This is a genomic window from Pseudomonas sp. JE3303 (assembly GCF_056312565.1).
Window position 1 is genome coordinate 12,305 of the sequence record NZ_JBWGIF010000004.1, and the last position, 12,645, is coordinate 24,949.

The following is a 12,645-nucleotide window of genomic DNA, read 5'->3' on the forward strand; positions in this document are numbered from 1 at the left end:
ATGACGACCACGCCTGCACGACAGGAATACGAGGTTCAGCTGGAACCCTTGCTCAGCGTACCGCTCGAGCGTCAGTTGCCCCTGGCCCAGCGCCTGTGGCAGCAAAGCTGGCTGCGCAAGGGGGTGATCCTGCTGTTGCTCGCCATGGTATGGGAAGGGATCGCCCGCTACACGGACAATGACCTGCTGCTGCCAGGTTTCCTGCAGACTGCCGCGGCACTGTGGGACGGCCTGATCACCGGCGAGATCCTCGAAAAGGTAGGGGTGTCGCTGGTGATCCTGCTCAAGGGCTATGTGCTGGGCATCGTCCTGGCCTTTGGACTCACCAGCCTGGCGGTCTCGACCCAATTCGGGCGGGACCTGCTCGGCACCCTGACCTCCATGTTCAATCCGCTGCCGGCGATCGCCTTGCTGCCGCTGGCCTTGCTGTGGTTCGGGCTGGGCGACAACAGCCTGATCTTCGTGCTGGTTCATTCGGTGCTCTGGGCGTTGGCGCTGAACACCTATGCGGGCTTCCTGGGCGTGTCCGAGACCCTGCGCATGGCCGGCCGCAACTACGGTCTGCGCGGGCTGCGCCTGGTGCTGCACGTGCTGGTGCCCGCGGCGCTGCCGTCGATCCTCTCCGGCTTGAAGATTGGCTGGGCATTCGCCTGGCGCACGTTGATCGCCGCCGAACTGGTGTTTGGCGCGAGCAGCGGCAAGGGAGGCTTGGGCTGGTACATCTTCCAGAACCGCAACGAGCTCTACACCGACAAGGTGTTTGCCGGGCTTGCGGTGGTGATCCTGATCGGGCTGCTGGTAGAGAGTCTGGTGTTCAATACTCTCGAGCGCGTCACCGTGCGCCGCTGGGGCATGCAGCGCTAGATCTGGTATTGGGCGGCGGCAAGGTTGAGGGTGCGGGCGATTTCTTCGCGCAGCGTGATCGGGTGCTCGACCACCAGATTGCCGCCCTGGCCCAGCAGCCACCAGCGCAGCGCCACGCTGTCGCTGACGCTGGCCCTGACCCGATGACCCTGGTCCAGCGCGGTGAGCTGCATGTCCGGAGCCAGCGGCGTCTCCCTCAGTTGGCGAGCCAGCTCGTCGCTGACCCATGCCTGCAGCTCGACTCCGCCACTGCGTTCTGGCAACACCGCACCATTGCGCAGGTACCCTTGCAGATCGAAATTGCCGCGCAGGTCGCCCAGCGCATTGGCGGACCAGTGCCAGCCAAACGGAATGCTCTTGTCGTTGCGCTCGAGCGGAAAAATCAGCGATAACTCATTGAGATCGCGTTCGATGGTGCGTTTGCTGATGATGAAACCCACATCCCTCAAGCGCCAGACCAGCTCTGCGCTGGTGATTCCAGGCGAACGGCTGGGCAGTTGGCGCAATAGCGCCCATTGACGGCTAAGGGTGGCGCGGGTGGTGGCAGAAGGCAAAAGGCGGCGTCCTTGTCTAGGCTTGCGGCAATAGCATGGCGGCAGTGGGGATATATGGCAAATCGCCACTTGTCAGCTCAGATCAAGGAACTAGCGTTTGGTTGCCTTTAATGGAATCGTTCGCGACGGGTTTTGTCGTCACGTCGCGCAGAATCACGCCTCATCGCATCCGTTCGTGAGGCTGCGGGTCGTTCAATGAGGATGAACATGTCTGCTGCCAGCAATGTAGTTTCGCTGCTCGAGCGCCTGCTGCCCGACCGGATTGCTCCGCTGACCAAGCGTCCTCGGCAGCGGCAACGGCTGTTTGCAGGGGTCGGGATACCCAGCCAGCATGCGGTGCTCGGTGAGCGTGTCAGCCTTGTTGACCGGCTCGATGAAGCCGGGGACCTGCAACAGGTGTATCTGGATCTGCGCAGTCAGGCCCTGAGTGGCAGCGTCCCGGCCCTCAATGACCTTGGCTGGATCTGGCTCAACGGCAAGTACTGGCCAGCCGACCCGGTGTTGGCCAGCCGACTGCTGCGCATGGCCGCGTTGCAGGGTAGCGCGGCGGCCTGGTTCAACCTTGGGCAGCAGCACTACTTCGGCAAGGGGGTGGCCATTTCCTACAGCAATGCGGCGCGGTACTACCGCCAGGCTTTCGAGGGCGGCATGGACCACGCGGCCGCCGCGCTGGGAGACCTGTTCGAGGAAGAAGTGGTCGATCCCGGCGATGGCTGGCAGGTCGACCTGGCCGAAGCCTATCAATGGTTCATGCAAGGCGCGCACCGTGGCGACGCCCGGTGCCGGTTCGAAGTCGGCTACCGGCTGCTGCACGGGCTCCACGTCGACGCTGATGCCAAGGCCGCGCTCTACTGGCTGGAGCTGGCGTCCACTGCCGGGGTCATGCAAGCCGCAGAAGAACTCGCGGTGCACTTCAGCGCCGTCGATCCGCTGCGCTACCTCTACTGGCGCGACCAGGCCATCCACATGGGCAGCACCCTGGCGCTGTCCCTGTAGAGGGGCCTTGTGCCGATACGTGAGTGGTCAGCCAGCACGATACCGGCAAGGAACAATAGCGTTGCAACGCTTCTGTCGCGCGCAGTTGACGCCGGGGGGGAGGGGAGGCAGTATTATAGATAGTTAGCAAACTATGAATATGCCCGGTTCCCCAGATGACCCTCGATGCATTGCAACTGAACATCAGCAGCGGCATGGTCACGGCTGCCCGTCACTGGCGGCGGATCTGCCAGGCGACCCTTACCCGTTACGGCATCTCCGAGGCTTGTGCAGTGCCTTTGTTGATGATCGTGCGCCTGGGCGATGGCGTGCACCAGGTGGCAGTGGCTCAGGCCGCTGGTCTTGAAAGCCCTTCGCTGGTCCGTCTGCTCGACCAGTTGTGCAGGGCAGGCTTTGTCTGCCGCAGCGAAGACCCGCGCGATCGCCGTGCCAAAGCCCTGAGCCTCACCGCCGAAGGCCGCGCGCTGGCCGAGTCTATCGAAGGCGAACTGGTACGCCTGCGCCGAGAGGTGCTGCAGGGCATCGCCCCTGCCGACCTTGAAGCGACCCTGCGGGTCATCCGCGCCTTCGAAGAGGCCGTCCAGCGCACACCAGGCGGGCCAGCATGAACGGCTTCTTCAGCTCGATGCCGCCTGCGCGCGACTGGTTCTACGGCGTTCGCACGTTCGCCGCGTCCATGATCGCCCTGTACATCGCCCTGCTCATGCAGCTGCCGCGTCCCTACTGGGCCATGGCCACGGTGTACATCGTCTCCAGCCCCTTCGTCGGCCCGACCAGCTCCAAGGCGCTCTATCGCGCGCTGGGTACGCTGCTTGGCGCGGGCGGGGCGATCTTCCTGGTGCCGCCCCTGGTGGAGGCGCCGCTGTTGCTGAGCATCGCCATCGCCTTGTGGACCGGGACGCTGCTGTTCCTGTCGCTCAACCTGCGTACCGCCAACAACTATGTACTGATGCTCGCTGGCTACACCTTGCCGATGATCGCCCTGGCGGTGGTCGACAACCCCCTGGCGGTATTCGACGTGGCCTCGTCGCGGGCACAAGAGATCTGCCTGGGCATCGTCTGCGCCGCCGTGGTCGGCGCTATCTTCTGGCCACGGCGCCTGGCGCCGGTAGTCGTCGGCGCGACCGGCAACTGGTTCGCCGAGGCCATCCGCTACAGCGATACCTACCTTGCCCGCGAAGCGACGCCCGAGCAGGTCAGTGGCCTGCGCGCCTCGATGGTCGCTACCTTCAACTCCCTCGAAGCAATGATCGGCCAGCTCGCCCACGAAGGTGCCGGCCCGCAGACGGTCAAGAACGCCCGCGAGCTGCGCGGCCGGATGATCCACCTGCTGCCGGTGGTCGATGCCCTGGACGATGCCTTGCTCGCCCTCGAAGGCCGCGCTCCGGCGCAGTACGCCCGGCTGCAGCCGCTGCTTGCCCAGGCCCGCGGCTGGCTGCAGGCGACTGTCGAAGACGCCCCGATAGCCCGCTGGACGGCGCTGCGCGAGCAGCTCGAACACCAGCACCCCAGTGCCGCCGCGCTGGACGACCGGGCCGAGCTGCTGTTCTCGAACGCCCTGTATCGCCTGACCGAGTGGGTCGATCTCTGGCAGGATTGCTGTGCGCTTCAGCACGCCTTGCGCACGGACGATCCGGCCCCTTGGCGCGCCGTCTATCGCCACTGGCGCCTGGGCCGGCTGACGCCGTTCTTCGACCGGGGCCTGATGCTCTACTCGGTGTTCTCCACCGTGACCGCCATCATCGTCGCCAGCGGCCTGTGGATTGCCCTGGGCTGGAACGATGGTGGCAGCGCGGTGATCCTGGCAGCAGTTGCCTGCAGCTTTTTCGCGGCCATGGACGACCCGGCCCCGCAGATCTACCGGTTCTTCTTCTGGACCCTGCTGTCGGTGATCTTCGCCAGCCTCTACCTGTTCTTCGTGCTGCCCAACCTGCATGACTTCCCCATGCTGGTATTGGCGTTCGCCGTGCCCTTCATCTGCGTCGGTACCCTTACCGTGCAGCCGCGTTTCTATCTTGGGACCTTGCTGACCATCGTCAACACCGCGACCTTCGTCAGTATCCAGGGCGCCTACGATGCGGATTTCCTGACCTTCATCAACGCCAACCTGGCCGGCCCCGTGGGGCTGCTGTTCGCCTTCATCTGGACGTTGCTGCTGCGTCCCTTTGGCGTGGAGCTGGCGGCCAAGCGCCTGACCCGCTTCAGCTGGCGCGATATCGTCGAGATGACCCAGCCAGCGACCCTGGCCGAGCACCGCCAGGTCGGCGTGCAGATGCTCGACCGCCTGATGCAGCACGTGCCACGCCTGGCCATGACTGGCCAGGACAGCGGCGCGGCCCTGCGCGATTTGCGCGTGGGCCTGAACCTGCTCGACCTGCTGGCCTACACCCCGCGCGTTGGCCAGCAGGCGCGTGAGCGGCTGGAGACAGTGGTTGCCGAGGTGGGCGATCACTATGCCGCCTGCCTGCGCGCTCGCGAACGTCTGCACGCCCCGCCCGCGCTGCTGCGCAACATGGAGCGCGCACGCCAGGCCCTGGCAATGAGCGACATGACCGATCGCGGAGAAGCACGGGTGCATCTGCTGCACGCGCTCAGCGGCCTGCGCCTGGCGCTGCTGCCTGGCGTTGAAGTGGTGCTGGAGCCATCCGACCAACAACCGCACTTGCCCCACGGCATCGACGGAGCGCCCCTGTGATCGGTGATCTGGATATCAGCGGGGTATTCCTGCCCACGCTGCTGGTGATGATGGTCTTCACCTACCTGCTGTTCCTGGGGGTGCATGCCGTGCTCACCCGCCTGCATTTCTACCGCCTGGTCTGGCACCGGGCGTTGTTCAACGTTGCTCTCTACGCCGTGATGCTCGGTGTGGTCGATCACTTTTGCCGAAGCCTGATGCTGCCATGAAAAAACCTTTGTTGACCCTGGGCCGTGTGGTCCTGACGTTGTTGGTGGTAAGCCTGGCGACCGCGCTCGTCTGGCAAATGGTCGTCTACTACCTCTTCGCACCCTGGACCCGAGATGGTCACATCCGCGCCGACGTGATCCAGATCGCCCCGGACGTGTCGGGCCTGATCCAGAAGGTCGAGGTGCACGACAACCAGGTGATCAAGCGCGGCGAAGTGCTCTTCACCATCGACCAGGACCGCTTCAGCCTCGCCCTGCGCCACGCCCAGGCGACCTTGGCCGAGCGCCAGGAAACCCTCGCCCAGGCGCAGCGTGAGACCCGTCGCAACCGCAAGCTGGGCAACCTGGTGGCCGCCGAGCAACTCGAGGAAAGCCAGTCCCGCGAAGCCCGCGCCCGCTCGGCGATGAACGAGGCCCAGGTGGCGGTGGATGCCGCCCAGCTCAACCTCGACCGCTCGGTGATCCGCAGCCCGGTCGACGGCTACCTCAACGACCGCGCGCCCCGCGCCCATGAGTTTGTCACCGCCGGGCGCGCGGTACTGTCGGTAGTGGACAGCGCGTCCTATCACGTCGATGGCTATTTCGAAGAAACCAAGCTGGGCGGCATCCGCGTTGGCGATGCGGTGGACATCCGCGTGATGGGCGACAACACCCGCCTGCGCGGTCACGTGCAGAGCATGGCCGCCGGCATCGAAGACCGCGACCGCAGCAGCGGCGCCAACCTGTTGCCCAACGTCAATCCGGCGTTCAGCTGGGTGCGCCTGGCCCAGCGTATTCCAGTGCGCATCGCCTTTGACGAGGTACCGGCCGACTTCCAGATGATCGCCGGGCGTACCGCGACCGTGTCGATTGTCGAGGGGCAACGGCCATGAAGCGCCTGATGCTGTTGGGGCTGAGCCTGTCGCTGGGTGCCTGCCAGATGGTCGGCCCGAACTACGAGGTGCCTGCAGAGGCTGCCGTACAGCGCGGCGACCTGAGCGGCCCATTGCGCCAGGACGCGGACAGCGTTGTCTCTGCCCCCGTGCCCGGCAACTGGTGGAGGCTGTATCAGGACCCGCGCCTTGATGCGCTGGTGCGCCAGGCCCTGAGCGCCAATACCGAACTGCGCGTGGCCGCCGCCAATATCGCCAGGGCCCGCGCCCAGGTCGAGCAGGCCGAGGCCCAGGGAGGCTTCAACGGTGGCGTGAAGCTCGCAGGGCAGCGCCTGCAGGAATCCGGCGAAGCGTTCCTGCAGCCGGAGAAAGTCCCGGTGGGCAACATCGGCGAAGCCCTGATCAGCGCGTCCTACCAGTTCGACCTGTGGGGCACGCTCAAGCGCGGGGTCGAAGCGGCGCAGTCCAACGCCGATGCCGTGCAGGCGGCTGCCGATACCGCGCGCATCACGTTGGTGGCCGATGTGGTCAAGGCCTACACCCAGGTATGCTCGGCCAACGAGGAATATCACATCGCCCGCGAGTCGCTCGACCTGCAGGAGCAGGGCGTGCGGTTGACCCAGCGCCTGCGCGATGCCGGGCGCGGCGACGAGACCCAGGTGACACGCTCACAGACCCAGTTCAAGTCCCTGCGCGCCGAACTGCCACGCTTCCAGGCCGAGCGTGAAGCTGGCCTGTACACCCTCTCGATGCTGTTGGCCAAGCCGCTCGACCAGCTTCCCGCCGGCACCGCGGATTGCGCCGAGCTGCCACATATCGCCCAGGTGATACCTGTGGGCGACGGTGCGGCCTTGCTCAAGCGCCGCCCCGACATCCGTCAGGCCGAACGTAGCCTTGCGGCCGCCACCGCGAGCATTGGCGTGGCCACCGGTCAGCTGTATCCCGACATCAGCATCGGCGCCCAGGTCGGCACAATTGGCCTGCTCGACAACCTCGGCGAGCCCTCGACCAACCGCTGGGGTTTCGGGCCCATGCTGAGCTGGACCGTGCCCACCAACGGCAGCCGCGCCCGCATCCGCGAAGCCGAAGCCTCGACCCAGGCCGCCCTGGCGCATTTCGACGGTGTGGTGCTCAACGCCATCCGCGAAACCCAGACGCGCCTGGCGCAATACGCGGCCTTGCTCGACCGCCGCGACGCCCTGGCCGAAGCCGAGCGCTCAGCCAAGGAAGCGGCGGACCAGACACACCGGTTCTACCAGGCTGGGCGCGAGTCGTTCCTGGCCGACTTGCAGGCTACCCGGGTGTACACCGATATGCGTGGGCAACTGGCGACGGCGAACACGCAGGTGGCGATGGGGCAGGTTGGGTTGTTCCTGGCGTTGGGTGGGGGATGGGAGCAGGCGATAGACAGACAGTCGGCGCAAGGCCTCACATCCTCACATCAATCCAAGTGACGTTATCACTCACGACAGCAATATCACCCGCTGGCATCAACGATGCCAGCATAGTGCTCAGTGCACATCGATATGCGTGGCTCACAAGGGGGTCATTCTCCGAACCCAGTCCCTTCGGAATTGGCAATCTACTTTCGTAAGGCTTTGATCGGAATGGCCTGGCGGTTTGGTGAAGTTCCGTATTATTACATACCCAATGTACTCTTGCCGCTTACTCGAGGTTGAAAGATTTGCTGCCCCGGATCGAGACAATTCCAAATAGGTGCTGATACTTCTGGAGAGGTTTGGTAAATCCTTGGTATTCCAACGTTCTGCACTGGCGATATCACTCCACGAGGGCGTTCTTTCTTTTGGTGTGAAGCCGCTGGCTTTCTCCGCTAACTTTTTTGCCCCTCTATTGTGCTCCTCACTAAGCGTATAGCCAGGCTTCTTCATGCCGGTGAACTGCCATTGAGTAGCTACAGGCTTTGAGATTTGCGGCTTCGGCTCTGAGCGCTGGCCATGTGAGGTTTTTGCTTGTTCTTTGGATATGCCGCCCTTTACTTTTTCTAGAGTTGCTTTCATGGGTTTCCGGGGAGGCCTGACAGGCGCATGCCCACTCGGATCTCGATAATTGATGGGATCCCCCGAACAGTAGGCATAAGCATTTATCCCCCCTTCGCCAAACGGGCTCAGGCTATCGACAGAGCCGAAGCGCATGAGTACCGGGTGGTAGGTGCGGTATCCGTTGCCCAGCAAGTAACAGCCCGTACGTGAGTCCCGTGACTCTCCGGTGAAACCTGTCACAACCTGGGAGGTATTATCGGCAGGATCATGGCCGAACGCGGTATACCTGAACGATCGCAGGTCGTCTTTTTGTTGGGCGTCTGTCACCGAGCCCAAGAGATCTGCTTTCAGCAGCGCGGCCCCTGCTTTTTCATTATCGAGCACAAGTTCAGCCAATGGCTGTTGCTGCTGTTTAAGCAGGGTGTGGCTTGTATCGCAGTTGATTACCGTGTGCACATGGTCGCCCTGGTAGAAGTGCAGGGTAGTGTTCAATTCTTTGCTCATGCGTAAGTTCCTCCTCGGGACAAGGCTGACGTGGGCAGCGCTTGTCAGGAGCGTGCTGCTCACCAAGGCGGAGGCGCAACGGGTAGAAATGCCAGCAGCTGCGGATTTGCGGAGGGCTGGGCGTTGCAGGCAAGTGCCGGAAAGGCTCGGACAGCAGTCTGTAAACTATGTAGGGGTTTTCCGAAGCTGGCGCCCCGGGTCTTCTATCGGGCGTAGCTTGGGAAGTATCCTACGCAGTCTTCGGAAGCTTCCATGTTGTCTGGGAAATGCCTCAGGGCTAAGGTCGTCGAGTCGCCTGTTTGGGCGATCGGGCGTGAGACACCTGGTTCTATACGGTAGCCCCGCTTTATGGCGGTCGTGCGCGGGCAGGTTTCGGCCTGGCCGGGTTACCCGTATGACCCGGGTCTCACCCCGCGTACGACTGCCACCCAATTCCGTGAGACGAGGAGGAAGGCAGTTCTCAATTTGTATACGGGAGCTCCACAATGAAGAAAATCGTCCCCGATCCACCCTTCAAGCTCATCACCAAATTTCTCCGGTGGCGAACCCTTCTCGGAGTTGTTCCAGATCCGGCCGGACATTCCCTTCGATCACGCCTTCCAGGAGCTGTCCGTGCTCCCGGGCTGCATCAGGCACCCGACCGAGGAAGCGGAGATGGAGAAACCTTTTGGTCTGGGTGAGGCAGAGGTCTCCGAAGCGGTTGATGAAGCGCTCGAGTGGGCACGTAAGCGCTGGCAAAGTGCGTAGGGAATCTCGTTTTTGCCATCATCCAAATCGCCGCTAATTTGAAGCCAGCCGGATGGAAGGGGATAATGGCAACCCGATTTTTTCCCGAAGAAGAATGCCCATGCGCGTATGGATCGATGCCGACGCCTGCCCCCGGCAGGCCAGGGATCAGGTGGTGAAGTTCGCCCTCAAGCGCCAGCTGGACGTGCTGATGGTTGCCGGGCAACCGCAGGCCAAGCCGGCGTTCGCCTGCGTGAAGCTGATCGTGGTTCCGGCGGGGCCCGATGCCGCGGATGATTATCTGGTCGAGCATGCATTGCCCGGTGAGCTGGTGATCTGCAGCGACGTGCCGCTGGCCGACCGGCTGGTCAAGAAAGGCGTGGCCGCACTGGACCCGCGCGGGAGGGAATTCGATGAGCGCAACATGGGGGACCGGCTGGCGGTGCGCAACCTGTTTACCGAGCTTCGCGAGCAGGGGCAGGTTGGAGGAGGGCAGGCGTCTTATGGTGACAAGGAGAAGCAGGCGTTTGCCAATAGCCTGGACCGGATATTGACACGGCTGGCGCGGCAGGCGCATCCCTGAAATCGGCGCTGTACCGTGATGGTACAGCGCAAGCTTCAGGAATCAGTCGTTCTCGTGGGTCAGTTCCAGCACCCGGTCCACCAGCTTGTAGATCCCGCCGGCCGCTTCGCTGATGGAGGTGGCCAGCATGTACGCCGGGGTGGTCACCAGCTTGCGCTGCGTATCTTCAACGATATCGTGCACATCGCACTCTTCATGGGTGCCGCCCATCTTGACCACGGCAGCGCTGGTATCTGCATCGTTGCCGATAGTGCAGACAACGCCCGGGCCATAGATCTTGGCCGCCAGGGCCGGCGAAATGCAGATAAGGCCGACCGGCTTGCCCGCTTCGGCGAAAGCCTCGGCAAGCTTCAGCACGTCAGGGTGCACAGTGCAGTTGGCACCTTCTACCGCAAAGTTGGAAAGATTCTTGGCCGAGCCAAATCCGCCAGGGACGATCAGTGCATCGAAATCCCCGGCATCGGCTTCGCGCAGATCCTTGATGTTGCCGCGGGCAATGCGCGCCGACTCGACCAGCACGTTGCGCGATTCGGGCATTTCTTCACCGCTGAAGTGATCGACCACGTGCATCTGCGCAATGTTGGGCGCGAAGCACTGAACCTGGGCGCCACGCTGGTCAAGGCGCAGCAAGGTGATCACGCTCTCGTGGATCTCGGCGCCGTCATAGACGCCACAGCCTGAAAGAATCACCGCAACTTTTTTGATCATGTTCACAACTCCCGTGTGGAAGGCATCTGATGCGCTCTTTGTCGTTGGAGCGCTATCAGGGCGGGGTGTTCATTCAAAGGTGCGGGTCACGCGGCTCGGCATTCAGGCGGGCCTGCTCGGCTTGGGCATCCGCCGCTTCCTTGCGCGCCACGCGGGCTGCCTTGAAGCGTCGACGCAGCCACAGCAGGCCGCCTAGCAGCAACAGCCCGCCAAGCACCCAAAGCTCGTACTTTTTCACATTGCCCAACAGGCCTTCGAGGATCGCGCCGAAGTGATAGGCCGCAGCGCCCAGCGCCAGGGCCCAGACCGCCGCACCGATGCCGTTGAGCAGCAGGTAGCGCCGAGGCGGGTAGCCAGACAAGCCGATCGCCACGGGCATGACCGTGCGCAGGCCATAGACAAAGCGGAAGCTCAGCACCCAGATGTCGGGATGGCGGCGGATGTGCTCCAGGGCGCGGTCACCCATCAACTGCCAGCGCGGCTTGCGTGCCAGCAAGGCACGGCCGTGACGACGCCCCATGAAGTACCAGAGCTGATCACCGGCGTAGCTGCCGAAGAATGCCACCAGCACGACAAAGTTGATGTCCATGTATCCACGGAACGCTAGAAAGCCTGCGAGAACAAGGATGGTCTCGCCTTCAAAAAACGTGCCGAGAAAAAGGGCAAAGTAGCCGAAATCTTGCAGGAATTGTTGAAGCATGTTGAGGGTGCTGGCGAAATGAACGCGCAGCCTACCGCTTCACGCGCGTCGGGGAAAGTGTCCAAATGTGTCTCGACGTGAACATTTCCTACAACGACAATGCTGCGTCCACAAGTCGCAGGGTTGCCCTTGCCTGTCACACAGGCGTCATAATGGCCGCTTATAACTGTCGCGCTCGCCTGCCTGCGCGAGCTCAGGAGTCCGCCGTGAGCTTTACCCCCGCTAACCGTTTGTTTCCTGCAACCCGTCTGCGTCGCAACCGCCGTGATGATTTTTCCCGTCGCCTGGTTCGCGAAAACGTACTGACCGTCGACGACCTGATCCTTCCGGTGTTCGTGCTGGACGGCGAGAACCGCCGTGAGGAAGTGCCTTCGATGCCTGGTGTCGAGCGCCTGTCCATCGACCTGCTGCTCGAAGCTGCGCAGGGTTGGGTCGAGCTGGGCATCCCGGCGCTTGCACTGTTCCCGGTCACCCCGGTCGAGAAAAAGACCCTGGACGGCGCCGAGGCGTGGAACCCAGAGGGTATTGCCCAGCGTGCTACCCGTGCCCTGCGCGACCGTTTCCCGGCGCTGGGGGTGATCACCGACGTCGCCCTGGACCCGTTCACCACCCACGGGCAGGACGGTATCCTCGACGAAGAGGGTTACGTGCAGAATGACGTTACCGTCGACGCGCTGGTGCGCCAGGCCCTTTCCCATGCCGACGCTGGCGCCCAGGTGGTTGCCCCTTCGGACATGATGGACGGCCGCCTGCAGGCCATCCGTGAAGCGCTGGAGCTGGCCGGGCACGTCAACGTGCGGATCATGGCCTATTCGGCCAAGTACGCCAGCGCCTACTACGGTCCCTTCCGCGATGCTGTAGGCTCGGCCCTGAACCTGGGCAAGGCCAACAAGGCTTCCTACCAGATGGACCCGGCCAACAGCGACGAAGCCCTGCATGAAGTGGCCACCGACCTCGCCGAAGGCGCGGACATGGTCATGGTCAAGCCGGGCATGCCTTACCTGGACATCGTCCATCGGGTGAAGACCGAGTTCAAGGTCCCGACCTTTGTCTATCAGGTGAGCGGCGAATATGCCATGCACATGGCCGCCATCCAGAATGGCTGGCTCAGCGAGGCTGTCATCCTCGAGTCGTTGACCGCTTTCAAGCGGGCAGGGGCCGATGGCATCCTCACCTATTTCGCCGTTCGTGCCGCCCAATTGATGAGAGGGCAGTAACGCCCTTCAGGACTGCC

Annotated in this window: 14 protein-coding genes; 10 read left to right on the plus strand and 4 right to left on the minus strand. The window is 63.2% G+C overall.

Features of this window, described 5'->3' with window-relative positions:
• Positions 1 to 864 carry an ABC transporter permease gene (locus AC0ZZU_RS07070; RefSeq protein ID WP_476339807.1) on the plus strand — a complete coding sequence of 288 codons (864 nt, stop codon included), beginning with the start codon at positions 1 to 3 and terminating at the stop codon, positions 862 to 864.
• Here AC0ZZU_RS07070 and AC0ZZU_RS07075 read toward each other — a convergent pair.
• Positions 861 to 1,418, minus strand: coding sequence for a WYL domain-containing protein (locus AC0ZZU_RS07075; protein ID WP_476339808.1), 558 nt, complete (start codon positions 1,416 to 1,418; stop codon positions 861 to 863). The two genes, AC0ZZU_RS07070 and AC0ZZU_RS07075, sit on opposite strands and share 4 nt — an antisense overlap.
• Positions 1,419 to 1,625: 207 nt before the next feature.
• Here AC0ZZU_RS07075 and AC0ZZU_RS07080 point away from each other — a divergent pair, with 207 nt between their 5' ends.
• From AC0ZZU_RS07080 to AC0ZZU_RS07105, 6 genes are all read left to right on the plus strand, one after another.
• Entirely contained in the window at positions 1,626 to 2,414 is a 789-nt protein-coding gene (locus AC0ZZU_RS07080; RefSeq protein ID WP_476339809.1) for a tetratricopeptide repeat protein, read from the plus strand.
• A gap of 155 nt (positions 2,415 to 2,569) precedes the next feature.
• A complete protein-coding gene (locus AC0ZZU_RS07085; RefSeq protein WP_476339810.1) occupies positions 2,570 to 3,022 on the plus strand; it encodes a MarR family winged helix-turn-helix transcriptional regulator in 453 nt (150 codons plus the stop codon).
• Positions 3,019 to 5,109, plus strand: a complete 2,091-nt coding sequence (locus AC0ZZU_RS07090) for an FUSC family protein (protein ID WP_476339811.1) — start codon at positions 3,019 to 3,021, stop codon at positions 5,107 to 5,109. Before AC0ZZU_RS07085 ends, AC0ZZU_RS07090 begins: the two co-directional genes overlap by 4 nt.
• The gene (locus AC0ZZU_RS07095; RefSeq protein ID WP_476339812.1) at positions 5,106 to 5,318 is read left to right on the plus strand and encodes a DUF1656 domain-containing protein; all 213 of its coding nucleotides are present in this window, start codon (positions 5,106 to 5,108) and stop codon (positions 5,316 to 5,318) included. Before AC0ZZU_RS07090 ends, AC0ZZU_RS07095 begins: the two co-directional genes overlap by 4 nt.
• On the plus strand, positions 5,315 to 6,190 hold the full coding sequence (locus tag AC0ZZU_RS07100) for an efflux RND transporter periplasmic adaptor subunit (RefSeq protein ID WP_476339813.1): 876 nt from the start codon (positions 5,315 to 5,317) through the stop codon (positions 6,188 to 6,190). Before AC0ZZU_RS07095 ends, AC0ZZU_RS07100 begins: the two co-directional genes overlap by 4 nt.
• Positions 6,187 to 7,644 carry an efflux transporter outer membrane subunit gene (locus tag AC0ZZU_RS07105; RefSeq protein ID WP_476339814.1) on the plus strand — a complete coding sequence of 486 codons (1,458 nt, stop codon included), beginning with the start codon at positions 6,187 to 6,189 and terminating at the stop codon, positions 7,642 to 7,644. The genes AC0ZZU_RS07100 and AC0ZZU_RS07105 overlap by 4 nt, the downstream gene beginning before the upstream one ends.
• 81 nt (positions 7,645 to 7,725) lie before the next feature.
• Here the strand turns inward: AC0ZZU_RS07105 and AC0ZZU_RS07110 are convergent, their stop codons facing one another.
• On the minus strand, positions 7,726 to 8,694 hold the full coding sequence (locus AC0ZZU_RS07110; RefSeq protein ID WP_476339815.1) for an RHS repeat-associated core domain-containing protein: 969 nt from the start codon (positions 8,692 to 8,694) through the stop codon (positions 7,726 to 7,728).
• A gap of 558 nt (positions 8,695 to 9,252) precedes the next feature.
• Between AC0ZZU_RS07110 and AC0ZZU_RS07115 the strand changes: the two genes are divergently transcribed.
• Positions 9,253 to 9,441, plus strand: a complete 189-nt coding sequence (locus tag AC0ZZU_RS07115; protein ID WP_476339816.1) for a DUF3077 domain-containing protein — start codon at positions 9,253 to 9,255, stop codon at positions 9,439 to 9,441.
• A 100-nt stretch (positions 9,442 to 9,541) separates the two neighbouring features.
• Positions 9,542 to 10,003 carry a YaiI/YqxD family protein gene (locus tag AC0ZZU_RS07120; RefSeq protein ID WP_476339817.1) on the plus strand — a complete coding sequence of 154 codons (462 nt, stop codon included), beginning with the start codon at positions 9,542 to 9,544 and terminating at the stop codon, positions 10,001 to 10,003.
• 42 nt (positions 10,004 to 10,045) lie between these two features.
• Here AC0ZZU_RS07120 and elbB read toward each other — a convergent pair whose 3' ends face one another.
• Together elbB and AC0ZZU_RS07130 are read right to left on the minus strand one after the other, a co-directional pair.
• A complete protein-coding gene (elbB, locus tag AC0ZZU_RS07125) occupies positions 10,046 to 10,711 on the minus strand; it encodes an isoprenoid biosynthesis glyoxalase ElbB (protein ID WP_476339818.1) in 666 nt (221 codons plus the stop codon).
• 73 nt (positions 10,712 to 10,784) lie between these two features.
• Positions 10,785 to 11,411, minus strand: a complete 627-nt coding sequence (locus tag AC0ZZU_RS07130; protein ID WP_476339819.1) for a DedA family protein — start codon at positions 11,409 to 11,411, stop codon at positions 10,785 to 10,787.
• A 206-nt stretch (positions 11,412 to 11,617) separates the two neighbouring features.
• On the opposite strand from AC0ZZU_RS07130, the gene hemB reads away from it, so the two are divergent.
• Entirely contained in the window at positions 11,618 to 12,628 is a 1,011-nt protein-coding gene (gene hemB, locus AC0ZZU_RS07135) for a porphobilinogen synthase (RefSeq protein WP_476339820.1), read from the plus strand.
• Positions 12,629 to 12,645 lie beyond the last annotated feature (17 nt).